We start from the raw sequence: 22,464 nt of genomic DNA, 5'->3' as shown, positions 1-22,464 counted from the left end.
CGTCCGGTTCAGCGGATCGGACGCTATTGCCGCCGTCGAACCTAGAGAATCTCGGTCTTGGCGATGTGGATGCCAAAACCTTCGAGGCCGACATAGTGGCGCTCGCGCGAGGCGATCAAATTGATCGAGGAAATGCCGAGATCCTTCAGGATCTGAGCACCGAGCCCGATCTCGCGCCATTCATTCTCGCGGCGGCGCGCCTCTTCGTGGTCCTCCCGGTCGCCGCTCGCCGGCCGGTTGCGCTCCTGGTGGGCGACACCGACCGAGCCCTCGCGCAGATAGACGATGACGCCGCGCTTGCGCTCGCCCATCGCCTTCATGATGGCGTCCAGCCGGTGGCTGGTGCCGAAGACGTCGGTCACCACGTCCTCGGAGTGCAGACGCACAGGCACCTCTTCTCCGTCGCGGATGTCGCCGAAGACGACGGCGACATGGTGCATGGAATCCCACGGCAGCGTGTAGGTGAAGACCTGCGCCTTGCCGCCGAGCGTGTCGATCTCGGAGCACGCCACGCGTTCGACCAGCGTTTCCTTGCGTTGCCGGTAAGCAATGAGGTCGGCGACAGAAACCTGCTTCAGGCCGTGCTCCTCGGCAAAAGCCGCGACCTGCGGGCCGCGCTTGACGGTGCCGTCATCATTGACCAGTTCCGAGATCACGCCGATCGGCGGCAGGCCGGCGAGCTTGCACAGATCGACGGCCGCCTCGGTATGGCCCGAACGCATCAGCACGCCGCCTTCGCGCGCGATGAGCGGGAAGATGTGGCCGGGGCGGACGAAATCGGAGGCGCCGACATTGCCGTTGGCGAGATTGCGCACGGTCAGCGTGCGGTCGTCGGCCGAAATGCCTGTCGTGGTACCATGCTTGAAATCGACGCTGACGGTGAAGGCGGTGGTGTGCGCCGAATCATTGTCGGCGACCATCGGCGCAAGGTTGAGGCGCTTGGCCTCCTCGCGCGGCATCGGCGTGCAGACGATGCCCGAAGTGTTGCGCACAATGAAGGCCATCTTTTCCGGCGTGCAATGGACGGCGGCGACGATCAGGTCGCCCTCGTTCTCGCGCCCGTCATCATCCATGACGACGACGATCTCGCCGCGCTCGAAGGCCCGGATTGCTTCGACGATCTTCTTCTGGTCGTAAGACATGGAATGCTCGCTTCGCTCGCAAGGGAGTAGGGGAATAGGGCAGTAAGGGAGTAAGGGAAAGGAAAAATTGCTCGTCTCGCGGGCAGCTTAACAGACTGCCCTACTGCCCTACTGCCCTACTGCCTTCCTTGCCTGTCTGTCCTCGGTGCCGCAGATAATGGTCGGCGATTGCGCAGGCAACCATCGCCTCGCCGATCGGTACGGCGCGAATGCCCACACACGGATCATGGCGACCCTTGGTCATCACTTCGACGTCGTTGCCGTCCTTGTCGATCGACTTCCGGGGCGTCAGGATTGAAGACGTCGGCTTGACGGCGAAGCGGGCGATGATCGCCTGGCCGGTCGAGATGCCGCCAAGGATGCCGCCGGCATTGTTGGACAGGAACACCGGCTGGCCGTCATTGCCGATGCGCATCTCGTCGGCATTCTGTTCGCCGGTGATGCGGGCGGCCTCGAAGCCGTTGCCGATCTCGACGCCCTTGACGGCGTTGATCGACATCAGGCCTGACGCGATATCCTGGTCGAGCTTTGCGTAGATCGGCGCGCCGAGGCCGGCCGGAACGCCGTCGGCGACGATCTCGATCACGGCGCCGACGGAGGAACCCGCCTTGCGGATGCCGTCGAGATAGCTCGTGAAAACGGGAACGGACGCCGGATCCGGCGTGAAGAACGGATTGTCCGCGTCGCCAATGAAATTCCAGTTCCAGTTGGCGCGGTCGATCGACTTCTCGCCCATCGATACCAGTGCACCGCGCACCACCATGCCCGGCACGACCTTGCGGGCGAGGGCTCCGGCAGCGACCCGAGCCGCGGTCTCGCGCGCCGAGGATCGGCCGCCGCCGCGATAGTCGCGCACGCCGTATTTGACGTCATAGGTGTAGTCCGCATGGCCCGGCCTGTACTGGCGGGCGATCTCTCCATAGTCCTTCGAGCGCTGGTCGACATTCTCGATCAGCATGGAGATCGGCGTACCTGTCGCGATCATCGTCTCGCCGTCATCGTCAAGGATGAAGCCCGACAGCACCTTCACTTCGTCAGGCTCACGGCGCTGCGTGACGAAGCGCGACTGGCCGGGCCGGCGCTTGTCGAGTTCGGCCTGGATTTCGTCACGCGTGAAGCGGATGCCGGGTGGGCAGCCGTCGACCACGCAGCCCAATGCGGCCCCATGGCTTTCGCCCCAGGTGGTGACGCGGAAAAGATGGCCGAACGTGTTGTGAGACATCGCAAAGTGCCTTGCCCGGCATCGGAGCCGACTGAAGCCTGCCTTCTATTGGCGTTTTCCACAGGGGTCAAACCGTGATCTACGGATTTAGTTTTGACACATTCGATTGGTTTCTGCTCTGCTCCATTCGCCGTTGAGGATCCGCCGCTACCCATGCCGGCGCAATACCAAAGAGGACGATGATGCGTACCCTGATTGGCGCTGTTGCCGCCACATTCCTGCTTTGCACCGCCGCTTTCGCCGGGCAGACCGAAGGCCTGATCAAGAAGATCGACAAGGACGCGCTGACCCTGACGCTGGACGACGGCAAATCCTACAAGCTGAACGCGGAAACCGATCTCGACGCGCTGAAGCCCGGCATGGACATCGTCATCGCCTATGACGTAACCAACGGCGAAAACGTCGTCACCGATATGCAGTTGCCGGACAGCGACTCCAACTAGGCTTCCAATGCAAATCGGCCGTTCGGCGTTTGTTGAGCCGTTGCAGCCGTTTTATGCACCTGCAACCGACAGCCTGCATGAGCCTTCCTGGATCGTGCCAGGTGCCTAAAGCCACCCCAGGCTGTCGCCTTCCAGCTTGAGCACGCGGTCCTGCGGTATCGCCAGCTTCGCCGCATCATCCTCGGCCATGTCAAGCACGAAGCGAAACAAGGTGCGCATGACGCCGCCATGCGTCACGCAGACTGTCTGGCGCTCGAGCGCGTCGAACCACGGCTTTACCCGTTCGAGCAGCATCTGGTAGCTCTCGGCATCTTTGCCCGGCGGCTGAAAGTTCCATTTGTCCAGCGCACGCGTCCTGCTCGCACCCGGAAATTGCGTCTCCAGCTCGGCAAAGGTGAAACCCTGCCAGTCGCCGAAATTCACTTCAACAAGGCGGGGGTCGGTCCCGTAGGCAGCCGGGTCGAGCTTCATGGCGGCGCGAATGCGCTCCATGGTCTCGCGCGTGCGCCGCATCGGGCTGGCGACGAAATCGAACTCTGCGGGATTGGAGATCAGGTCAGCCAGCCGATGCCCGTTTGCGCTCGCCTGCTCGCGGCCGAGCGCGTTGATGTCGGTATCGGCCTGCCCCTGAAGCCGGAATTCGGCATTCCACGCGGTCTGGCCGTGGCGCACGATATAAACCAGCGGGTACATCAGGTCTTCCGGAGGTCGGGCCAGGGCCTGGGCGGAGGATAGGCGGAGGAGTTAATCCTTGACTGTCGAAATGTCAGGTGCGTCGACCGCCTTCATGCCGACGACGTGATAGCCGGAATCGACATGATGCACTTCGCCGGTGACGCCGCGCGACAGGTCGGACAGGAAATAGACGCCGGAATCGCCGACCTCTTCCTGGGTGACCGTCTGCTTCAGCGGCGAATTGTACTCGTTCCACTTCAGGATGTAGCGGAAGTCACCAATGCCGGAAGCGGCCAGCGTCTTGATCGGGCCCGCCGAGATCGCGTTGACGCGGATCTTCTTGGCGCCGAGATCGACGGCGAGGTAACGCACGCTGGCCTCGAGTGCGGCCTTGGCGACGCCCATGACGTTGTAATGCGGCATCACCTTTTCGGCGCCGTAATAGGTCAGCGTCAAAAGCGAACCGCCATCGGTCATCAGCGCCTCGGCGCGCTTGGCGATGGTGGTGAAGGAATAGACCGAAATATCCATCGTGCGCAGGAAATTATCGCGCGTCGTCTCGACATAGCGGCCGGTCAGTTCGTCCTTGTCGGAAAAAGCGATGGCATGGACGAGGAAGTCGAGCTTGCCCCAATGATTGGCGACATTTGCGAAAACGTCGTCGAGGCTCGCCGGATCGGTCACATCGCAATGGCCGGCGACAAAGGCGCCGAGTTCCGCAGCCAGTGGCTCGACCCGCTTCTTGAACGCTTCACCCTGATAGGTCAGCGCGATCTCGGCGCCGTGGTCGACGCATGCCTTGGCGATGCCGTAGGCGATCGACCTGTTGTTGGCGACGCCGAGGATCAGGCCGCGTTTGCCGGCCATCAGGCCCTGTCCACCCGCCATATGCGTGCTCTCCGCAAGATTTCTTATTTGTGGAGAGCCCTATCGCACAGGCACAGAGCCCCTTCAAGCGCTCAAACGGGACAGTTCGGGGACAAGAGCCGCCAATCAGCCTTTTTGGCTGCGCAACAGCCCTTCGAGCGCGCTGTCGCCGCCTTCTGGCAGCATGATGCGCACATGGGCGTAGAGATCACCGTGGCCACCGGCCTTTTCCGGCAGGCCCCTGCCCTTCAGGCGCAGGACCTTGTCCGAGCTCGACCAGGCGGGAACGTTGACCGCGAGCTTGCCGGTCGGCGTTTCTACGGCCACCTTGGCGCCAAGCACGGCATCGGCCAGCCCCACCGGCAAATCGGCATGCAGGTCGCGGCCCTCCAGGCGGTAGCGCGGATGCCGGCGGAAGCGGATCTTGACCAACGCGTCGCCGGGCTGGCCCGGCCCTTGCTCGCCCTGCCCCTTCAGCCGGATGGTCTGCCCGTCCTCGACATAGGCCGGCAGCTTGACCGCCACCTTGCGGCCGTCAGGGAACATCGCCGTGACCTTTTCAGCGTTCGCCGCTTCCTCGATGGTGATGTCGAGCGTGACATTCAGGTCGGCGGCGGTTGCCGGCTGGCGGCGGTCACCCATTCCTGCCCCGCTTTGGCCGGGGCCGCGCGAGCCGGAGAAGACGTCGCCAAAAATCTGGCTGAAGATATCGCTGTTGCCGTCGAACGGATCGCCGCCCGGGCGTCCGGAGCGGAACTCGAATCGCGAACCGCCGGCTCCCTGCTGCTGGCGACGAAAACCGGCGAAGGGGTCACCGCCACCGGGGGCGCCCTCGAAGCCCTGGAAACGCGGCTTGCCGTCGGCGTCGATCTCGCCCCGATCGAAAGCGGCGCGGGTCTTCTCGTCCCCGACGATCTCATAGGCCTGATTGGCCGCGGCAAAACGGTCCTTCGCCTTGGGATCATTCGGATTCTGGTCCGGATGATGCTTCTTGGCGAGTTTGCGGTACGCCGATTTTATGTCCTTGGCCGATGCGTTCTTTGCAACGCCCAGCACCTCATAGGGGTCGCGCATGCTTCCTGCCCTGGAGAAAGAGTGAGTCCATAGTCGCCTCTTATATGCGCTCGCATAGGAAGAAATTCCAGTGCTGGACGTTATTCAAAGGTGGAAGCTCAAAGCGCCCTGAAGTCCTGCATGCGCCAGCCGCCGGCGCTGGCCAGGCAAAGTTCGCCCGCGAACATGGCAACGCCGTCAAAGCTTTCGCGCGAAGCCTTGAAGCGGCGGCAGGTCTGGCCCCCGTCCTTCAATTCCGCCAGTTCGGTAATTGAGCCGCGCGAACCCGTACCGGCATTGGCCCACGGCACGGCTTGACCGCCGAGCTGCTCGATGTCGGCGGAGGACACCGCGTTGCCGATCGTCGTCTGGTCGGAATCGCGGTCCGAATCGGCCGGCGCGGCTGGAGCCGAAATGCTGCCGGTCAGGATCGAGCGATCGACCTCGGCCTTTTGCAGGCTGAAGCCGCCCGCGCCACATGCGGCAAGCGGCAAGGCAATCATCATGATCGCGGCTTTGGCGCTGGCTGAAGCAAATAGGCTGCCTTGCCTGCTGTCAAAAGCTTGCGCGATACGCGACAATCGGCAACCTCCCCTGTTTGATGAAAATTTGAGAAAAACTATGAGTGAGACTGAGTTAACAAGCGGTGACTTTACCGAGGCCGCCGAGCCGTTTCGCCTTTTTGCCGCATGGCTGGACGACGCCACCAAAAGCGAAATGAACGACCCCAACGGCGTGGCGTTGGCAACCGTCGATGCCGAGGGCATGCCGGATGTGCGGATGGTGCTGCTCAAGGGGTTCGATGAGAGCGGCTTTGTGTTCTACACGAATTTCGAAAGCGCCAAGGGCCGGGAGATCCTAGGCAGCATGAAGGCGGCGATGTGCTTCCACTGGAAATCGCTGCGCCGCCAGGTGCGCGTGCGCGGGCCGGTGGAGATCGTCAGCGATGCCGAAGCCGACGCCTATTACGCGACACGGCCGCGCGGCAGCCGCATCGGCGCCTGGGCCTCGAAACAGTCGCGGCCGCTGGAAAGCCGGTTCGCGCTGGAAAAGGCGGTGGCCGAATACACGGCCCGCTACGCCATCGGCGAGATTCCGCGCCCAAAACACTGGTCGGGTTTCCGCATCGTGCCGAAGACGATCGAGTTCTGGCACGACAGACCGTTTCGGCTGCATGACCGCGTGGTGTTTTCGCGCAATGCCGGGGGCGGTTGGGAGAAGACGCGGCTTTATCCCTGAGTTTGTAAACTAGCGCCGACATCCTCACTGCGCCTAGCCCGGGCTGGCCAGTGGCGACCGAGGCACGCGGGATAGGTCGGCGCTCCACCCCACCCTGCGGGCCGACCTCCCCATCTAAGGGAGGCGGGGGCCGAACTATTTTTTTCTGGTCATGAATGCCGTCAGTGCAGCGCGGGCTTCGTCCGATTTCAGCCGCTCGCGAAAATGCTCGCTTTCCACGTTGATGCGGGCGACGAGGTCCTCGCGAGAGCCGCGCATCAGGTCGCGCGCGATCCTGAGCGCCTGCGGCGGCTTGGCGGCGATCTGGCCGGCGGCCGCCAGAACCGACGCCTCCAGCGCTCCTTCCTCGACAACTTCGTAGATCAGACCAGCGGCCTTGGCGCGTTCGGCCGAGAAGCCTTCGCCAAGGCCGAGCAGCGCGAACGCGCCCTGCTGGCCCAGGATGCGCGGCGCCAGCAGGCTCGATCCCGCTTCGGGCACAAGGCCGAGGTCGACGAAGGGTGTCCTGAACACGGTGCGCGGCGTGGCGAAGGTCAGGTCGCAGTGCAAATTGAGCGTGGTGCCGATGCCGACCGCGATGCCGTCGACACCGGAGACGATGGGTTTTGCGACCCTGGCCAGCGCCGTCAGGAAATCCCAGACTTCCGTGCCGCCTTCGCCGCCAGTCGCGACGACCATGAAATCGGCGAGGTCGTTGCCGGAGGAGAAGGCACCGGGCACGCCGAGAAAGACATGGACGCGAATTGCCGGATCCGCATCCCCTTCGGCCAAGGTTTGCGACATCTTGGCGTACATGGCGCGCGTCAGCGCGTTCTTCTTGTCCGGGCGGTTTATGCGGATGATCTGCATGGCGCCCTGGCGCTCGACGAGGATATGGTCTGTCACGGTTCTTTCCTTGTGAACGTCAGGCGGAAATCAATGTCTTGCCGGCAGCGGCGAGGCTTGCGGCGCCGTCGACAACGCGCTCCTTCAAGGCACTTGTCTCGCCGAGCAGGTTTTCGGCGAAAAAGCGGCAAAGGGCGACGCGGCCGTGATCGGCAACGGCGCCCCGCGCCAAGTAGGCGCCGCCGGCTGCAAGCGAGACCAGCCGGAGATAGGGTGTCGCGCCGGCAAGCGCCTCGCCAGTCCGGCCATCGGCCGACAGTTTTTGCAGGAAACGTGTCGCTTGCGTCAGATCGTCGAGCCCGCGGTCGAGAGCATCGGCCGTATGGCCAAACCCTTCGAGATTCGATGTCCGCACGGCGCTGGCGACAGCGGCAAGCTCGGCGATGAAGCCGTGCACATGCTCGCCGCCGCCGAGCGGCAGTTTTCGGGTCACCAGATCGATCGCCTGGATGCCGTTGGTGCCCTCGTAGATCGGCGCGATGCGGGCGTCGCGATAGAGTGCCGCAGCCCCCGTCTCCTCGATGAAACCCATGCCGCCATGGACCTGGACGCCAAGCGAGGCGACCTCGACGCCGATATCGGTCGAAAAAGCCTTGGCAAGCGGCGTCAACAGGTTGGCCCGGTCGCGCCAATGCGCCGCCTGGTCACCAGACGATACGCGCGCCAGGTCGATGGCATGGGCACAGGAATAGCTGATCGCCCGCGCGATCTGCGTCAGCGCCTTCATGGTCAGGAGATTGCGCTGCACGTCGGGGTGATGGACGATCGGCGCCATGCCGGCACCGGCGTAATCCGCCGCCTTGCCCTGGCGGCGCTCATTGGCATAGGCAATCGCCTTCTGGGTCGCGGCTTCCGCGACCGCCACGCCCTGCATGCCGACGGCGAGGCGGGCATTGTTCATCATGGTGAACATGCAGGCCAGCCCCTTGTTCTCCTCGCCGATCAGCCATCCGATGGCGCCGGGCTTGGCGCCCTGAAAACCGTCGCCATAGATCATGGTGCAGGTCGGCGAGGCATGGATGCCGAGCTTGTGCTCGAGGCCCGAACAGAAGACGTCGTTGCGTGCGCCAGGCGAGCCGTCCGCGCCGACCAGGAATTTCGGCACCAGGAAGAGCGAGATGCCGCGCGTGCCCGCAGGCGCGTCAGGCAGCCGCGCCAGTACCAGATGGACGATATTGTCGGTGAGATCATGCTCGCCATAGGTGATGAATATCTTCTGGCCGAAGATGCGGTAGGTGCCGTCGCGGGCCGGTTCGGCGCGCGTGCGCAAGGCAGCGAGGTCCGAGCCGGCCTGCGGCTCAGTCAGGTTCATCGTGCCCATCCACTCGCCGGAGACGAGCTTTGCGAGATACTTGGCCTTGAGCTCTTCCGAAGCGTGCTTGTCGAGCGCCTCGACCGCACCCATGGTCAGCGTCGGGCCAATGCCGAAGGCCATGGCGGCGGAATTCCACATTTCGAGCGCGGCGACGCCGAGCATGGTCGGAAGCGCCTGCCCGCCATATCCTTCCGGGCCGGAGAGCGCGTTCCAGCCGCCGTCGATCCAGCGGCGATAAAGTTCCTTCCAGCCCGGCGGCATGGTCACTGCCGCGTCCTTCAGCACCGCGCCGTGCTCGTCGCCGATCTTGTAGAGCGGCGCGACCTCTTCGGTGGCGAAGCGGCCGGCCTCGCTAAGAACGGCGTCGACGAGATCCTCGCCGAGATCGCCGAACGTGCCGTCATCGAGGGCAGGCTTCAGGCCGGCCACATGCTTGAGGGTGAACGCGATGTCCTCGACCGGTGCCAGATACATGCCGCTCGCTCCTCCTGATGCATCGGCCAGGCTGATCCTAGGACCTGAGTGGGACCTGCTTGCCACACACCGTATTCGCCTTTGGGCGATCGCCCATCTTCTTTTTACGTAAACGTCAAATTTTGTCACGCTGATTTTGTAATCGCGCCGGCTCGTATTAAATGCGATGGACGCCGGGTCAAAATCGACCGGCAACAGACCAGAACCAGCCGACTGGAAACCAACTCATGCTTGCCAGACCTGACGCCTACCGTTGTATCGAGTGCGGCCTGCCCTACCGGGCGGCGGGGTTCTCATACTATCACGGTGAATTGGAAAACGGCGCCGCCTATTGGTCGGATCGCGGTATATTGTGCTCGCCGAAATGCTCGCTCGCCCATCATCGCAAACGCGCGGCCGAAGGCACGCTGCCGCAACAGCCCGCGCCGGATCCGTTTGAAGTTCAGCCATTCGGCCGCGCTGACCGTCGCACTTGATATGTATTCCCGTACATACCGTGCTAGAGGTGATCGAAATGACAAACCAACTGACCCGTACCTCCCGTCTCGAAGCTCGGATATCCCCGGATATGCTGGGTGTGGTGAAACGTGCCGCCGAAATCCAGGGCCGCAGCGTCAGCGACTTCGTGGTCTCCGCAGCGCAGGAAGCTGCACAACGCACCATTGAGGAGATCGCTATCATCCGCCTGTCCATCGAGGATCAGCTCGCTCTGGTAGAGGCCATTCTCAATCCGCCCGAACCTAATGAAGCGCTGCGCAAAGCCGCCGACGCCTACAAGCGAGTTGTCGTCGAATCCCGGTGAGTCTAGGCTTGATCATCGAGCCGCTGGGCGGATCGTATGATCGTAAGACATTCAGCTGTGGCGTGCTGGCACTCGGCCAATATCTACACGAGTTGGCAAGCCAGGACGTCAAACGCCGAGTTAGCAACTGCTTTGTCGCCGCGGACCGTGATGTCGATCTCATTGCCGGATACTACACTCTTGCAGCGTCAAATGTGCCCATCACTTCTCTGCCGGAAGACCTGACAAGACGCGTACCGCGTTACCCGGTCCTGCCCGCCATATTGATCGGAAGGTTGGCAGTTGATACCCGATATCAGGGAAAAAGAGTAGGATCGATACTGATCGTGGATGCACTTCGGCGCTGCGCCCAAGCTGCTCCTGCTTCCTTCGCACTGATCGTCGACGCAAAGGACGACATGGCCGCCGCCTTCTATTGCAAATATGGTTTCAGGCCATTTCAAGACCGGCGGTTGTCGCTGTTCCTATCAGTAGCGACGGCGTTGAAGCTGTTCGGCTGACGGACCGCATTGCCTTGAAAGCGAATCCTTAACCATAGCGGTCCAGGATTTGCCTTTGATCAACGGGGATTCCTGTTTGAAGAGAACGGCGCATCTTCTTCGCCGCCCAGCGATCGCTCTCGCGGCGATGATGGCGCTGACAACGGCGGCAAGGGTCTCGGATTTCTCCGAGCCGTGGAAAAGTGCCGACCGGGCGCTTGTCGTCGATGCTTACGAATACAATTCCATCGACTGGGCGCAGCTTGCCACGGACAAGCGCGTCGTCGGCTTCATCAACAAAGCCTCCGATGGCATGTCGCCGCCCTATTCCTGCTCCGGAGACGATACCGAGGTCAAACTCTGCAAGGCACTGTGGAAACGCCATGCGGTGACGCGCGAACTGTTCCAGACGCGCAAGGTGGTCGCCAAGGCCCTCGGCCTGAAATGGGGCGCCTATCACCTCGCCCGCCCCGGCAATCCGGTCGAGCAGGCCAATAATTTCCTCGATTTCGCCGATCCCGCGCCGGACGACCTCATGGCCCTCGACATCGAAGGCATTGATCCCGCGCAATGGATGTCGCTCGACGACGCCGAGGCGTTCGTGCGCCAGGTGCATCGGCGCATCGGCCGCTTCCCGGTACTCTACACCAATGGCAAGACCGCCCAGTATATCGCCGACAACAGCTACAAATACCGGCTGCTGTCGCGGCTGCCGCTCTGGTACGCGCGCTACAAGCCTGACATCGACGTGCATTTTCCCATCGGCAACTGGCAAGGCTATGCGCTCTGGCAGTTTTCGGCGCAGGCCAATTGCGGCCGCTTCCGGTGCCCCTACAGGGTAGCCGGCACGCCCGACGACATCGACGTCAACGTCGCGCCGACAGATGCCGCCACGCTGCGCCAGCAATGGCCGTTCGGCGGGCTGATCGACGTGCCGGCGGATTATCTCGCCAGCGTACCGGTGCCGCTCTCGCGCGAAGCCGCTTTGGCCGGCAAGACCACTCTCATCTACGCCGATGTGGCGACGCCACCGAGTTTCGGGGAAATGGTCGCGGTGCTTGGTTCGCGCTGGTCGAAATTCCGCGACGGGTTCCGCATGCCTGTCGTGAAGACGGTGCTGCGGCGGCCGATCTTCGGCATCGTCCAATATGTCTCCTGGAAGCGCACCGGGCAGCGTACCCCAGCGCAACTCGACGCCGCCTTCGCTGCGGCGGCGGACCCGGTGAGCACCGCTTCTACCGAACCCGACCGCGGCAAACGCTGAAAGCGCGCGACAGGATCCTTGCGGTCAGCTTGCTCCTGCCGCTTCGCGCGCCACGGCCTGCCAGCCAATGTCGCGGCGGCAGAAGCCCTGCGGCCAGTCGATACGGTCGAGCGCGGCATAGGCCTTCTCCTGCGCCTCGCCGACAGTCGCGCCGACCGCGGTGACGTTCAAGACGCGACCGCCATTGGCGACCAGCGCACCGCCATTGATGGCGGTGCCGGCATGGAAAATCTGGGCGCCTTCGCTGGCAGCCTCATCGAGCCCGCGAATGACCGAGCCTTTTTCGGGCGTGCCGGGATAGCCCCTCGCGGCCATGACGACGGTCAGTGCCGCCTCGTCGCTCCAGCGCGCCGATATGTGCGCGAGCTGGCCATCGACGGCGGCATTGAGCAGCACCAGCAGGTCGTCCTTCAGCCGCATCATCAGCACCTGGCATTCGGGGTCGCCGAAGCGGGTGTTGTATTCGATCAGCTTCGGCCCTTCGTCCGTTATCATCAGCCCGGCGAAGAGAATGCCGGCGAAGGAGGCACCCGTTAAAGCCATGCCGCGCATGGTCGGTTCGATGATCTCGCGCATGGTGCGCTCTACCATCTGCGGCGTCATTACCGGGGCCGGCGAATAGGCGCCCATGCCGCCGGTGTTGGGGCCGACATCACCGTCGCCGACGCGTTTGTGATCCTGCGCGGTGCCGAAGGGCAGTGCTGTAGTGCCGTCGCACAGGCAGAAGAAGCTGGCCTCCTCGCCGGTCAGAAACTCCTCGATCACCACTTCCGCGCCGGCCGTGCCGAAAGAGCCGTCGAAACAGGCGTCGAGCGCGGCCAGCGCCTCATCCATCGTCATTGCGACCGTGACGCCCTTGCCCGCGGCAAGGCCATCGGCCTTGATGACAATCGGCGTGCCCATCTTCTCGACATAGGCCTTGGCCGATGCCAGGTCTGAGAAACGGCCATAGGTGGCGGTGGGGATGTCATATCTGGCGCAGAGATCCTTGGTGAAGCCCTTCGATCCTTCGAGCCGCGCCGCCGCACGCGACGGGCCAAAGACGCGGATGCCCCAGCCGCGCAGATCGTCTGATATGCCGGCCACCAGCGGCCCTTCCGGCCCAACCACGACGAGGTCGATCTGCTTGTCCTTGCAGAAGGCGGCGACAGCGGAATGATCGGCGATGTCGAGCTTGACCAGCTCCGCCTCGCGGCCGATGCCAGGATTGCCGGGCGCAGCATAGAGCTTGGTCAGCAACGGCGACGCGGCGATCTTCCAGGCGAGCGCATGTTCGCGGCCGCCGGAGCCGAGAAGAAGAACGTTCATGGCCACCTCTTGATGCCTGTAATCTTCCAAAGAACCCGCTATTGCTCTCTGGACGACGGGTCAAGGCATCCGGGCGATTTGGTCGAAATTGCGCACGGGAACGTTACCCCTGCCAGAAAATCGGCGGCGTCCTCCGCCGCCGATTTCGGGCAAGCGCCTCAGCCCTGGAAGACGATCGGGAACCAGTCCTCGCGCAGCTTCTGCCCCGGCTGCATGCCATGGCCATGATAGGGCGGCGAGGTGCGCCCCGGCCGTTCGACATAGTGGGCGTCGTCACCAACCCAGCGCAGCGATAGCGCACGCCGCCGCGCCGCGGTCAGGTTGCCGCGCGCGCCATGCGCGGTCCTGAAATCGAACAGGATGGCATCGCCCGGCTCCATTTCCCATTCAAGCACCTCCAGCGAGGGGTCCGTGTCTGGATCCGGCACCGGCAGGTAGTCGCCCTCGTCGGCATAGAAATTGCTGTCGTCGAGCCAGCGCACCGGCAGGATCATCTTGTCCCATTTGTGCGAGCCGGCAATCAGCCGCAGCGTTGCCTCCTTTACAGGGTCGATAGGGATCCAGAAGCTCACCGTCTGCCGGCCGTCGACGAAATAATAGGGGATGTCCTGATGCCAGGGCGTCGGCTTCTGCGTGCCCGGTTCCTTGACAAGGACATGATCGTGGAAGAACTGCGCCGTGCGCGACCGCATCACCGCGGCCGCCAGTTCAGCCGCCGGCGATTCGCCCACCAGCTTGACGAATTCTGGAATGCGTTCCCAGTTGCAGTAGTCGTCGAAGAAGCTGCCTCGCCCATTGGCGATATCCGACGCGGTGGCGCTGCGGTTTTGCATGTTGCGCTCGATGCCGGCGGCGATCGTTTCGACCCAGTCCTTGAAAGCGCCGCGGATGCAGACAGCGCCGTCGCGCTGGTAATCCGCTATTGTCCGCGCATCGATCAAGCCTGTGTCGATCGCGCGAGGTGCGGTCTGGGAAGCCATGGCATTCTCCTTTCAGGGATCGATGCCACTATCGCAAGCCTCTTTCATTCAGTAAAATAATAACTTCTCATCTGTCACATAGTGCCACTCTATGAGTCTGACCCTAACGCAGCTGCGCTATCTGGTTGCCGTCGCTCGCCAGGGCAGCGTTACCGGCGCGGCCAGGGCGCTGAACGTCTCACAGCCGTCCATTTCGGTGGCGATCGACGCGGTCGAACAGGATTTCGGCCAGAAACTCTTCGTGCGCCAGCGCGGAAGCGGCGTTTCGCTGACATCCTTCGGCCGCGCCGTGGTGGCCAAGGCGAAACAGGTCCTTGCCGAGACGGACGAGCTCATCGGTCTCGGCTCGCGCAAGTCGGCGCTCGGGGGCGAACTGGTGCTCGGATGCTTCGAAGATCTGGCGCCTTATTTCGCGCCGGCCCTGATCCGCGCCTTCTCGGAACGCCATCCTGAGGTTGCAGTGATCGTGCGCGACGAGACCTTCGAGACGCTCGGGCGGCGCCTCGGCGATGCCGCCGTCGACCTCGGGCTCACCTATGATCTTGGGCTGCCTTCGCATTTCGCCCGCATCCTGCTGCATGAGCTCAGGCCGCACGCGCTTTTGCCGGCTGGACACGCGCTGGCGGATCGTCCCGATGTCAGCCTGGCCGATCTGGCCGCCTATCCGCTGATCACGACGGACCAGCCGCATAGCTGGCAGCACATGCTGGACCTGTTCCGCAGCCGTGGCCTGTCGCCGGTCGCCGACAGGCAGACAAGCTCGTTCGAACTCCAGCGCAGCATGGTGGCCAACGGCTTCGGCGTCGCCGTCAGCTACACGAGGCCGCATGGCGACCGCAGCTATGACGGCTTGCCTCTCGTCTGCAAACCGCTTTCCGATCCGCTGCCCATGCAGCGCATCATCCTCACCCATGACACGCATCAGCGCCTGCCCAATGCCGTGCTGGCCTTCATCGACGTGGCAAAGGGCTGGTTCTCCACCCGCGACATCTTCGCCTCCTGAAGCGCTGACGAATGCCACTGCCCTGCTCGCCGCTTGACGGTTTGCGCGGCTGCTGCCACTCCATCGTCATGGAAACGGTTCAGTCGAAAGCAGCCCAGGGCCGCGTCGCCGACGCGCCGAACGGCCATTGGGTGTACCGCGTGCTGCCGCGGCCGATATGGCCCTACGCGCAGCTTGCCCGATGGGACAGGCCGATCGGCTGGCAGTTGCTTCTGTGGCCGTGCTGGTGGTCCGCGGCTCTCGCGGCCAGCGCCTATCCGCGCCCGGGCGATCCGCTGCCTTCGCTGCTGCCGGCGCCCTTGTATCTCGTGCTGTTCCTGGCCGGCGCCATCGCCATGCGCGGCGCCGGCTGCACCTACAACGACTTGGCTGACGAAGACATCGACAATCAGGTCGAGCGCACGCGCTCGCGGCCGCTTCCGTCGGGCAAGGTCACGCGGCGTGGGGCGTGGCTGTTTGTCATCCTGCAGGCACTGGTCGGACTTGCCGTGCTCTTGCAGTTCAACAGCTTCGCCGTCCTGCTCGGCGTCTGCTCGCTGGCCATCGTCGCCATCTATCCATTCATGAAGCGGATCACCAACTGGCCGCAACTGGTTCTCGGCCTTGCCTTTTCCTGGGGCGCGCTGATGGGATGGGCGGTTGAGTTCGGCGACCTCGACGGGCCGGCCGTCATGCTCTATCTCGGCTCGATCCTGTGGGTGATCGGCTACGACACGATCTATGCGCACCAGGACAAGGAAGACGACGCCATCGTCGGCGTACGCTCGACCGCGCGCCTGTTCGGCGACAATACCAAGTCGTGGCTGGCCGGGCTTTACGGCGGCGCGCTTGTCTGCTTCGCCATCGCCTTCGCGTCAGCGCAGGCCCCTGTCGTGGCTCTGGCCGGACTTATCGCCGCCGGCGCCCACATGGCGCGGCAGATCCTGGTGCTGGATATCGACAATCCGGATCAATGCCTGCGGCTGTTCAGGTCGAACAACCAGGTCGGCTGGCTGATCTTCCTCGGCCTCATCGGCGGCGCGCTGTGGGTGGCGCTGAAGCCACTGGTGTAGTTTTCTTTTCCTTCTCCCCGTTTACGGAGAGAAGGTGGCGCTAGCCGGCGCCAGCCTTCCAGACAGAATTTCAGCCTATTCGCGCGCGATGATCTCCTCGCCGCCGATCACCAGCCTGAGACCGAGGTCACCCGCCCTGCGGCGGGCGAGGAAGCGCGGGCGGCGCATGGTCGAAACGCGGCCCTTGCGGCGGTCCTGCGGCGGCAGCGTCTTGATGGCGGCGCCGAGCGATTCCTCCAGCGTGCGGGCGATGCCGTCCGATTCGATCAACAGCATCGGCAGGCGATAGGCGTCGGCCCAGGCGCGCCAGTCGGCGGCGACGTCGTCGAGATCGTCGGCCACCAGCAGCGGCACCGACAGCATCGGATCATTGTGCAGGAGTTCCAAAGTCACCGTGACGTTACCTTCCGGGTCCTCCATCGCGCGGGCGGCAACGCCGCGGAACGCATTGGCGGGCAGAGCGATGATTGCCGGTACGCCGCTCATCTCGAGCAGGCGGCGGATCACGGCGCCACGGTGGTCGATGGTGAAGGTCACGTCGCCATAGTCGTCGCGCGTGGCGTAGCTTACCACCTGCGGCAGGCGGAATGGGTCGAGGCGCATGTTGCGTCCCGCCCAGACTGGCTTCAGTCCAGTGTTCATTGAATGCCTTCCTGTTTCTCCTGAGAGCCGGTGTCCGGTTCTCTCCGGGCCAGTTTTCCCGGCCTCGTTATGGGGAAACAGTAGCGCGGCCTCCTTACCGCCGCGCTTAAGAAAGTCGGTTAAATTTTGCTGATCACGGGGATGGTTATCGGAATGCGACCGAGCGCTTGAATCCGAAAGGATCAGATAACCTTACCAGGATTCATGATGCCGGCCGGGTCGAAGGCCTGCTTGACCCTGCGCATCAGGTCGATCGCCATCGGCGGGGCGGTGGCGATCAGTTCGTCCCGCTTCAACTGGCCGATGCCGTGCTCGGCCGAGATCGAGCCGTGGAAGGAGCGCACGACGTCGTGCACGGCCTTGTTCATGGGGTGGTAGAGATCGAGGAACGCCTGGTCGTCGCCGTCGACTGGCCGCGAGATGTTATAGTGGAGATTGCCGTCGCCCATATGGCCGAAGCAGACCACGCGCGCTCCGGGGCTGACCGAAGCCACCGCGCCGGCGGCCTCTTCGATGAAACGTGGGATCGATGCCACCGGGACCGAAATGTCATGCTTGATCGAGGCGCCCTCGGGCTTCTGCGCGTCGGGCAGCACCTCGCGAAAATTCCAGAAGGCATCGCCTTGCGCAAGGCTGGCCGCGATCACCGCATCGCCGACGACTTCCTGTTCCAGCCCGGCCCCGAGCACGTCCTCGATCAAGGCCCTGGCATCTTCCGGTGAACGGCCGGACGAGATCTGCATCAGCACATACCACGGCCAATCCTGCGCCAGCGGCCGCACCACGCCCTGGGCATGCGCCAGCGTGAAATCGTAGGGCCGCTTGCCGATCAGTTCGAAGGCGGTGAGCGCGGCGCCGGCGCGGTCCGTCGCCAGGCTGAACAGCGACAGCGCCGCCGCGGCCGACGGCAGGCCGACGAACGCGACCTCGCGACCTTTCGGCTTCGGGAACAGTTTCAGCACCGCGGCCGTGATGATGCCGAGCGTGCCTTCGGCGCCGACGAACAGGTTCTTGAGGTCGTAGCCGGTATTGTCCTTCTTCAGCTTGCGCAGATCGTCGAACACTTCGCCCGTCGGCAGCACCACCTCGACGCCAAGGCAAAGCTCGCGCGCATTGCCATAGGCCAGCACGCCGGTGCCGCCGGCATTGGAGGAAAGGTTGCCGCCGATCTGGCAGGAGCCCTGCGCGGCCAGCGACAGCGGAAACAGCCGGTCGGCGGCATCGGCCGCTTCCTGCAACGTCTGCAAGATGACGCCGGCCTCCGCCGTCACGGTGTTGGACAAGACATCGATCTCGCGGATGCGGTTCAGCCGCGACAGGGACAGCACGATCTCGCGGCCGGAGTTGTCCGGCACCTGGGCGCCGACCAGCCCGGTATTGCCGCTTTGCGGCACGACCGGCGTTGCCGTCTCGGTCGCCAGCCGCATGATCCGGCTGACCTCCTCCACACTGCCTGGCCGCAGCACAAGCGATGTCGCGCCATGCCACAGCCCGCGCCGTTCGGTGATGTAGGGTGCTATATCGCGCTGGTCGCGCAGCGCGTATTTCTCACCGACGATCGCCGCGAAGCGGTCGATGAGAGCGGTGTCGGGAATCTCGGCGATGTCGGTCATGTGCGCGAAACTATGTTGGCGGCAAGCTATTGTCACGCGGCGCGGCGGCCCGCGAAAGCCGATCGTTGATCGCTTCGCCGAGCCCGTCGAAGGGAACGGGTTCGACGGCGATGATCCGCGCGCCGCTGCGATCGAGTTCCTGCATGTAGGCGAAAAGATTGCTCGCCGCTTCGCGCAGGTCGCCAGCCTGGGACAGATTGAGGCAGGCGGCCGCGTTTTGCCAGCCTTCAGCGCGACGTTTGCCGAAGGCCAGCAGCGCCTCGCCTTCGCCGACGGTCCCGGCGTTGAGCCGCACCGCGGCGTCAGGCGCATAGTGCGAGGCAAGCATGCCCGGCGCCTCGACACCGGCGTCGGCGCCGCGCAACAACTCCATGCCGACGACCGCCTCGATTTCCTGGGCGGCAATCCCGCCGGGCCTCAGCAGACGCAATTTTCCCTCTTCGGCCTTGACGATGGTCGATTCCAGCCCGACCGGCGTCGCCCCGCCATCGACGACCAGCTTTATGCGTGCGCCGAGATCAGCCGCCACGGCTTGCGCCGTCGTCGCGCTGATCCTGCCGGAGGAATTGGCGCTGGGGGCCGCAAGCGGCCGGCCGAGCCTTGCAATCAGGTCGCCGCCAAAGCCCCTCGGCATGCGCAAGGCGATCGTGTCGAGCCCGGCGGTGACCAAAGGATGGGTGCCGTTGCCGGGCCGCTGCGGCAGCACCAGCGTCAAAGGACCTGGCCAGAACGCAAGCGCCAATTTCCTCGACAGCGGATCGAACACAGCGATGCGCTCGGCCATCTCCATATCGGCGATATGGGCGATCAGAGGGTTGAAGCGCGGCCGCCCCTTGGCCTCGAAGATGCGCGCCACGCCGATGCCGTTGGTGGCGTCGCCGGCGAGCCCATAGACGGTCTCGGTCGGAATGGCGACCACCTCGCCGCTTTCAAGCAGCGCCAATGCCCGTTCCATCGCCTCGCCGACGGCAAGAATTTCAGCCACTCTGGTCACCTCACGAATGCCGGCTGCGTAGTACGATGGCGTCCAAGGGGCAAGCCCGGCCCTTGGCGATTTAACAATCCCTAAAATGCTACGGTTCCGCGAAAGCCGGCATCAATTCCGACCCGCTATCGTGGGGCTTCCGGGTAATGGGGAGCTTTCATCGTGTCTGTGCGTATTTGGGGAACGCTGGGTGTCACTCTGGCGGCGATGGCCGGCGGGGCCCAGGCCTCGTCACTGGTCTTTCCCGGAGCGCCGTCCGCAACGCCGTCCATTGTCACGCTGGAGGCAGCCGACGCTGCCCAGGCAGGCGATACGCGGTCGGTCACCGCACTCGGCGACCCTGACGTCACCTATGAAAAGGTGGCGGCGATCCCGAACGCGCCTGAGGCGCGGCACGGCTTCCTGCAAAACCCGATGATCATTCGCGGCGGTATCGTCGGCAGCGCCTTCTCGACGCCCACGCAGGCCAAGGTGCCGGCCACTGCCCCTGCAACCGCCACCGCTTCGACGGCACCGGCGGCGAATGGGCAGAAGACCCCGGCGACATCACCGGCAGCCGCGCCGGCGGCGGCAGCGCAGCAGCCCGTCCCTGGAGTCGGCAAGCTCAAGTAGCGGCTGTCTTGACGTCGGTCCGGCGTCCGGCACCATTGCCGGACAGGCCGCTTTTGCGCCGTGGACGAGTGTCGCCGCCTGAAGTCTCTAGCCCGCGATCTTGGAGAAATCCGCAACCTGGTCGGTGGCCGCGCGGATGCGGGCGAGCAGCGCCAATCGATTGGCGCGCACGGCCTGATCCTCATCATTCACGAGAACGCGTTCAAAGAATGAATCAACCGGTTCGCGCAAAACGCTAAGCGCCAGCATGGCGGCGGAAAAGTCTTCGTTTTGAATCGCTTCGCCGGCTTGCTTCTCGGCCTGATTCACCGCCGCGAACAGCGATTTCTCGGCATCCTCGCGGAACAGCGCGGGCTCGACGGTTTCGGCGATCGCCGTTTTCTTCTTCTCCTCGGCAGCCAAAATATTGGCCGCGCGCTTGGTGCCGGCAAGCAGGTTCTTGCCGTTCTCGGTGTCGAGGAAAGTGCCGAGCGCCTCGACGCGGCGTACGATCTGCAGCAGGTCATCCGACTGCGGCGTGATGACAGCGTCGATCAGGTCGTGGCGAGCGCCCTGATCGCGCAGGTAGACTTTCAGGCGGTCGTGGAAGAAGGCGAGGAGGTCTCGGACCTGATCCGTACTGCCAACCGTGTAATTCATGGAGGCGCTGCCGAAGATCGTCGTCAGCCCCAGTCGAATGCGGTTCTCGACCAAAATCCTCACCACGCCGAGCGCAGCGCGGCGCAGCGCGTAAGGATCCTTCGAGCCGGTCGGTTTTTCATCGATGGCCCAGAAGCCGACAAGCGTATCCAGCTTGTCGGCGAGCGCGACGGCGATCGACACCGGATCGCTCGGCACGTAATCGGACGGCCCCTGCGGTTTGTAGTGCTCTTCGATGGCTGCCGCCACGGACGGATGCTCGCCCTGGAGCAACGCGTATTTGCGGCCCATGGCGCCCTGCAATTCGGGAAACTCGCCGACCACTTCGGTGGTCAGATCGGCCTTGGCGAGAACCGCGGCGCGAGCGGCGAGCGCGGGATCGGCGCCGACGAGCGGCGCCAGTTCCTCCGCCAATCGCCTGATCCGCTCCACGCGCGCGCCCTGCGTGCCAAGCTTGGCATGGAAGGTCACATTGAGGTGGTCGAGGCGCGCGATGCGCTGGTCGAGAGGCTTCTTCAGGTCAAGCCCGAACTTTCTCGCCGACGCCTCGAGCTCGGCGAGATCGGGCAGATCGCCCTGGTCGGTCGTCCAGAAATAGAGCGCGTCGGAGAGGCGCGCGCGCACCACCTTGCCGTTGCCCTGGGCGATCTCCTTGCCGCCGTCGCTCGCCTCGATGTTGGCGGTGAGGATGAAGCGGTTGGAAAGTTCGCTGATCTCCCCCCTTGAGGGGGAGATGCCCGGCAGGGCAGAGGGGGTCGTCTCACGTGGAGCGCCGGCGTCCTCTGTGTGCGAAAGGGAGTCGCGTCCCGTCGTGCCGCCCCCCTCTGTCGGCTTCGCCGACATCTCCCCCTCGAGGGGGGAGATTGGGCGCGATGTCACAAAGCACTTCTGGTTGGCGCGGATGGTCAGGCGGATCACCTCGGCCGGAATGGCCAGGAAAGCGTCTTCGAACGCGCCCATCAGCACGACAGGCCATTCCACCAGCCCGGACACCTCTTCCAGAAGCCCCTCGTCCTCGACCAGATCCAGCCCGTTGGCGAAAGCGAGGTTGCGGGCATCGGCAAGGATGATCTCCTTGCGCCGGTCGGCGTCGAGCACGACCTTGGCCGCTTCCAGCTTGCTTACATAATCGTCGAAGCGGCGCACGGTGATTTCGCCGGGCGCGTGAAAGCGGTGGCCGTAAGTGACATTGCCCGAACGGATGCCGTCGATCTCGAAATCGACCACGACCGGCTCCTCGGTTTCCGGACCGAAGGTGCACAGGATCGATTGCAGCGGCCGTACCCAGCGCAGCGAGCCGGGCTTGGCCGAGGCCGGCCCCCAACGCATCGATTTCGGCCACGGGAAATTGCGGATGATGTCAGGCACCAGTCCGGCGATGATCTCTTCCGCCGCCCTGCCCGGCTTCGAGACATGGGCGACGTAGAAATCGCCTTTCTTCGGGTCGGAATGGACGTGTGCCTCGGCGACCGAGGAAAGCCCGGCCTTGCGCAGGAAGCCCTGGACCGCCTGTTCCGGCGCCGTCGTCGACGGCCCCTTGATCTCCTCGCGGATATCCTTCGAGCGCGCGGTCAGGCCCCTGATGTCGAGCGCCAGTCGCCGCGGTGTCCAGTACTCGCGCGCCGCCTCGTAGGTCAGCCCTGCCTCGACCAGGCCGTCGGTCAGCATCTTCCTCAGATCGCCCGCCGCCTTGCGCTGCATGCGGGCCGGGATTTCCTCGGAGCGAAGTTCGAGCAAAAGATCCGGCATCAGAGTGTCTCCGCCCGCATG

General features: G+C 64.1%; 23 protein-coding genes. 9 read left to right on the top strand and 14 right to left on the bottom strand.

Annotated elements, in window-relative coordinates; genetic code table 11:
* Positions 1–41 precede the first annotated feature (41 nt).
* Complete coding sequence (gene ribB / locus FJ940_RS05900) at positions 42–1,142, bottom strand: 3,4-dihydroxy-2-butanone-4-phosphate synthase (protein ID WP_140514808.1); 1,101 nt, start codon at positions 1,140–1,142, stop codon at positions 42–44.
* A gap of 100 nt (positions 1,143–1,242) precedes the next feature.
* On the bottom strand, positions 1,243–2,364 hold the full coding sequence (aroC, locus tag FJ940_RS05895; protein WP_140514806.1) for a chorismate synthase: 1,122 nt from the start codon (positions 2,362–2,364) through the stop codon (positions 1,243–1,245).
* Positions 2,365–2,546: 182 nt separating this feature from the next.
* On the opposite strand from aroC, the gene FJ940_RS05890 reads away from it, so the two are divergent.
* Complete coding sequence (locus FJ940_RS05890; protein ID WP_140551058.1) at positions 2,547–2,807, top strand: DUF1344 domain-containing protein; 261 nt, start codon at positions 2,547–2,549, stop codon at positions 2,805–2,807.
* Between the two features lie 105 nt (positions 2,808–2,912).
* Here FJ940_RS05890 and FJ940_RS05885 read toward each other — a convergent pair whose 3' ends face one another.
* From FJ940_RS05885 to FJ940_RS05870, 4 genes are all read right to left on the bottom strand, one after another.
* Positions 2,913–3,500 (bottom strand): histidine phosphatase family protein, encoded by a 588-nt coding sequence (locus FJ940_RS05885; protein ID WP_140498047.1) that lies wholly within the window; start codon positions 3,498–3,500, stop codon positions 2,913–2,915.
* Between the two features lie 51 nt (positions 3,501–3,551).
* Positions 3,552–4,370, bottom strand: coding sequence for an enoyl-ACP reductase FabI (gene fabI, locus FJ940_RS05880; RefSeq protein ID WP_140514802.1), 819 nt, complete (start codon positions 4,368–4,370; stop codon positions 3,552–3,554).
* Between the two features lie 105 nt (positions 4,371–4,475).
* Positions 4,476–5,423, bottom strand: coding sequence for a DnaJ C-terminal domain-containing protein (locus FJ940_RS05875; RefSeq protein ID WP_140580765.1), 948 nt, complete (start codon positions 5,421–5,423; stop codon positions 4,476–4,478).
* Positions 5,424–5,521: 98 nt separating this feature from the next.
* A complete protein-coding gene (locus FJ940_RS05870; RefSeq protein WP_140514798.1) occupies positions 5,522–5,983 on the bottom strand; it encodes an RT0821/Lpp0805 family surface protein in 462 nt (153 codons plus the stop codon).
* Positions 5,984–6,023: 40 nt separating this feature from the next.
* Here FJ940_RS05870 and pdxH point away from each other — a divergent pair, with 40 nt between their 5' ends.
* Positions 6,024–6,641 (top strand): pyridoxamine 5'-phosphate oxidase, encoded by a 618-nt coding sequence (gene pdxH / locus FJ940_RS05865; protein ID WP_140498039.1) that lies wholly within the window; start codon positions 6,024–6,026, stop codon positions 6,639–6,641.
* Positions 6,642–6,776: 135 nt separating this feature from the next.
* Here the strand turns inward: pdxH and FJ940_RS05860 are convergent, their stop codons facing one another.
* On the bottom strand, positions 6,777–7,526 hold the full coding sequence (locus FJ940_RS05860; protein WP_140655741.1) for a crotonase/enoyl-CoA hydratase family protein: 750 nt from the start codon (positions 7,524–7,526) through the stop codon (positions 6,777–6,779).
* Between the two features lie 19 nt (positions 7,527–7,545).
* Positions 7,546–9,315 (bottom strand): acyl-CoA dehydrogenase, encoded by a 1,770-nt coding sequence (locus FJ940_RS05855; RefSeq protein ID WP_140559372.1) that lies wholly within the window; start codon positions 9,313–9,315, stop codon positions 7,546–7,548.
* 227 nt (positions 9,316–9,542) lie between these two features.
* Between FJ940_RS05855 and FJ940_RS28690 the strand changes: the two genes are divergently transcribed.
* The 4 genes from FJ940_RS28690 to FJ940_RS05835 all read left to right on the top strand — a co-directional run bounded on the left by FJ940_RS28690 (position 9,543) and on the right by FJ940_RS05835 (position 11,860).
* On the top strand, positions 9,543–9,791 hold the full coding sequence (locus tag FJ940_RS28690; protein ID WP_140498033.1) for a hypothetical protein: 249 nt from the start codon (positions 9,543–9,545) through the stop codon (positions 9,789–9,791).
* 38 nt (positions 9,792–9,829) lie between these two features.
* Complete coding sequence (locus FJ940_RS05845; protein WP_140498031.1) at positions 9,830–10,117, top strand: DUF1778 domain-containing protein; 288 nt, start codon at positions 9,830–9,832, stop codon at positions 10,115–10,117.
* An 8-nt stretch (positions 10,118–10,125) separates the two neighbouring features.
* Positions 10,126–10,617 carry a GNAT family N-acetyltransferase gene (locus FJ940_RS05840; protein ID WP_224617669.1) on the top strand — a complete coding sequence of 164 codons (492 nt, stop codon included), beginning with the start codon at positions 10,126–10,128 and terminating at the stop codon, positions 10,615–10,617.
* A gap of 127 nt (positions 10,618–10,744) precedes the next feature.
* Positions 10,745–11,860, top strand: coding sequence for a glycoside hydrolase family 25 protein (locus FJ940_RS05835; protein WP_140655735.1), 1,116 nt, complete (start codon positions 10,745–10,747; stop codon positions 11,858–11,860).
* A gap of 24 nt (positions 11,861–11,884) precedes the next feature.
* On the opposite strand, the gene purD is transcribed toward FJ940_RS05835, so the two are convergent.
* Complete coding sequence (purD, locus tag FJ940_RS05830) at positions 11,885–13,168, bottom strand: phosphoribosylamine--glycine ligase (RefSeq protein WP_140520820.1); 1,284 nt, start codon at positions 13,166–13,168, stop codon at positions 11,885–11,887.
* A 158-nt stretch (positions 13,169–13,326) separates the two neighbouring features.
* Positions 13,327–14,148, bottom strand: a complete 822-nt coding sequence (locus FJ940_RS05825; protein ID WP_140655733.1) for a phytanoyl-CoA dioxygenase family protein — start codon at positions 14,146–14,148, stop codon at positions 13,327–13,329.
* Between the two features lie 91 nt (positions 14,149–14,239).
* On the opposite strand from FJ940_RS05825, the gene FJ940_RS05820 reads away from it, so the two are divergent.
* Positions 14,240–15,151 carry a LysR family transcriptional regulator gene (locus FJ940_RS05820; protein WP_140655730.1) on the top strand — a complete coding sequence of 304 codons (912 nt, stop codon included), beginning with the start codon at positions 14,240–14,242 and terminating at the stop codon, positions 15,149–15,151.
* Between the two features lie 68 nt (positions 15,152–15,219).
* Positions 15,220–16,203, top strand: a complete 984-nt coding sequence (gene ubiA / locus FJ940_RS05815) for a 4-hydroxybenzoate octaprenyltransferase (protein WP_140685264.1) — start codon at positions 15,220–15,222, stop codon at positions 16,201–16,203.
* A gap of 75 nt (positions 16,204–16,278) precedes the next feature.
* On the opposite strand, the gene FJ940_RS05810 is transcribed toward ubiA, so the two are convergent.
* The 3 genes from FJ940_RS05810 to FJ940_RS05800 all read right to left on the bottom strand — a co-directional run bounded on the left by FJ940_RS05810 (position 16,279) and on the right by FJ940_RS05800 (position 19,443).
* Positions 16,279–16,845, bottom strand: a complete 567-nt coding sequence (locus FJ940_RS05810) for a DUF6101 family protein (RefSeq protein WP_140498020.1) — start codon at positions 16,843–16,845, stop codon at positions 16,279–16,281.
* A 182-nt stretch (positions 16,846–17,027) separates the two neighbouring features.
* Positions 17,028–18,458 carry an FAD-binding oxidoreductase gene (locus FJ940_RS05805; protein WP_140558224.1) on the bottom strand — a complete coding sequence of 477 codons (1,431 nt, stop codon included), beginning with the start codon at positions 18,456–18,458 and terminating at the stop codon, positions 17,028–17,030.
* A gap of 10 nt (positions 18,459–18,468) precedes the next feature.
* Complete coding sequence (locus FJ940_RS05800; RefSeq protein WP_181171741.1) at positions 18,469–19,443, bottom strand: L-threonylcarbamoyladenylate synthase; 975 nt, start codon at positions 19,441–19,443, stop codon at positions 18,469–18,471.
* A 162-nt stretch (positions 19,444–19,605) separates the two neighbouring features.
* Between FJ940_RS05800 and FJ940_RS05795 the strand changes: the two genes are divergently transcribed.
* A complete protein-coding gene (locus FJ940_RS05795) occupies positions 19,606–20,055 on the top strand; it encodes a hypothetical protein (protein ID WP_140559365.1) in 450 nt (149 codons plus the stop codon).
* An 87-nt stretch (positions 20,056–20,142) separates the two neighbouring features.
* On the opposite strand, the gene glyS is transcribed toward FJ940_RS05795, so the two are convergent.
* Entirely contained in the window at positions 20,143–22,443 is a 2,301-nt protein-coding gene (glyS, locus tag FJ940_RS05790) for a glycine--tRNA ligase subunit beta (protein ID WP_140655724.1), read from the bottom strand.
* Between the last annotated feature and the right edge of the window lie 21 nt (positions 22,444–22,464).

The sequence above is a fragment of the Mesorhizobium sp. B2-3-7 genome (assembly GCF_006442695.1).
In the GTDB taxonomy this organism is placed as follows: domain Bacteria; phylum Pseudomonadota; class Alphaproteobacteria; order Rhizobiales; family Rhizobiaceae; genus Mesorhizobium.
Note: the sequence above shows the minus strand (reverse complement) of the source record. Positions and strands in the feature narration are given on the sequence as shown.

Excerpts from the sequence above, each read along its gene's own strand:
- ribB (WP_140514808.1), bottom strand. The coding sequence starts at position 1,142 with ATGTCTTACGACCAGAAGAAGATCGTCGAAGCAATCCGGGCCTTCGAG.
- aroC (WP_140514806.1), bottom strand. The coding sequence starts at position 2,364 with ATGTCTCACAACACGTTCGGCCATCTTTTCCGCGTCACCACCTGGGGC.
- FJ940_RS05890 (WP_140551058.1), top strand. The coding sequence starts at position 2,547 with ATGCGTACCCTGATTGGCGCTGTTGCCGCCACATTCCTGCTTTGCACC.
- FJ940_RS05885 (WP_140498047.1), bottom strand. The coding sequence starts at position 3,500 with ATGTACCCGCTGGTTTATATCGTGCGCCACGGCCAGACCGCGTGGAAT.
- fabI (WP_140514802.1), bottom strand. The coding sequence starts at position 4,370 with ATGGCGGGTGGACAGGGCCTGATGGCCGGCAAACGCGGCCTGATCCTC.
- FJ940_RS05875 (WP_140580765.1), bottom strand. The coding sequence starts at position 5,423 with ATGCGCGACCCCTATGAGGTGCTGGGCGTTGCAAAGAACGCATCGGCC.
- pdxH (WP_140498039.1), top strand. The coding sequence starts at position 6,024 with ATGAGTGAGACTGAGTTAACAAGCGGTGACTTTACCGAGGCCGCCGAG.
- FJ940_RS05855 (WP_140559372.1), bottom strand. The coding sequence starts at position 9,315 with ATGTATCTGGCACCGGTCGAGGACATCGCGTTCACCCTCAAGCATGTG.
- FJ940_RS28690 (WP_140498033.1), top strand. The coding sequence starts at position 9,543 with ATGCTTGCCAGACCTGACGCCTACCGTTGTATCGAGTGCGGCCTGCCC.
- FJ940_RS05845 (WP_140498031.1), top strand. The coding sequence starts at position 9,830 with ATGACAAACCAACTGACCCGTACCTCCCGTCTCGAAGCTCGGATATCC.
- FJ940_RS05835 (WP_140655735.1), top strand. The coding sequence starts at position 10,745 with ATGATGGCGCTGACAACGGCGGCAAGGGTCTCGGATTTCTCCGAGCCG.
- purD (WP_140520820.1), bottom strand. The coding sequence starts at position 13,168 with ATGAACGTTCTTCTTCTCGGCTCCGGCGGCCGCGAACATGCGCTCGCC.
- FJ940_RS05825 (WP_140655733.1), bottom strand. The coding sequence starts at position 14,148 with ATGGCTTCCCAGACCGCACCTCGCGCGATCGACACAGGCTTGATCGAT.
- FJ940_RS05820 (WP_140655730.1), top strand. The coding sequence starts at position 14,240 with ATGAGTCTGACCCTAACGCAGCTGCGCTATCTGGTTGCCGTCGCTCGC.
- ubiA (WP_140685264.1), top strand. The coding sequence starts at position 15,220 with ATGGAAACGGTTCAGTCGAAAGCAGCCCAGGGCCGCGTCGCCGACGCG.
- FJ940_RS05810 (WP_140498020.1), bottom strand. The coding sequence starts at position 16,845 with ATGAACACTGGACTGAAGCCAGTCTGGGCGGGACGCAACATGCGCCTC.
- FJ940_RS05805 (WP_140558224.1), bottom strand. The coding sequence starts at position 18,458 with ATGACCGACATCGCCGAGATTCCCGACACCGCTCTCATCGACCGCTTC.
- glyS (WP_140655724.1), bottom strand. The coding sequence starts at position 22,443 with ATGCCGGATCTTTTGCTCGAACTTCGCTCCGAGGAAATCCCGGCCCGC.